The organism is Phosphitispora fastidiosa (assembly GCF_019008365.1).
GTDB classification, from domain to species: domain Bacteria; phylum Bacillota; class Thermincolia; order Thermincolales; family UBA2595; genus Phosphitispora; species Phosphitispora fastidiosa.
In genome coordinates this window covers 1-264 of the sequence record NZ_JAHHUL010000150.1, presented here as the reverse complement: position 1 = coordinate 264, position 264 = coordinate 1, and the positions used below count along the sequence as shown (strand labels likewise).

Below are 264 nucleotides of genomic sequence, written 5' to 3'. Positions count from 1 at the left end.
CTCGACGGGCGGCTCGGCCGCCGGGCGTTCTGGCTGTCGCTGCTCGCGATCTATGCGGCGGGGGTCGCGGCGCAGTTCCTCCTCACTCCCGAGGTGATCGCGCGCAGCGGGGTCTGGCCGTTCTGTGCCGTGCAGGCAGCGCTGATCTGGGCCTGGCTCGTCATCCACATCAAGCGGCTGCGCGATGCCGGGCAGGGCGGCGCGACTGCGGTCGCGGTCGCCGTCATCTACGCGCTCGCGGTTGCATTGCTGATGATGCTGATC

Annotated in this window: 1 protein-coding gene; it reads left to right on the top strand. The window is 70.5% G+C overall.

All coding sequences use genetic code 11. The features are described 5' to 3' along the window. A partial coding sequence (locus Ga0451573_RS19300; RefSeq protein ID WP_231685816.1) for a DUF805 domain-containing protein occupies positions 1-264 on the top strand: 264 nt, incomplete at both ends.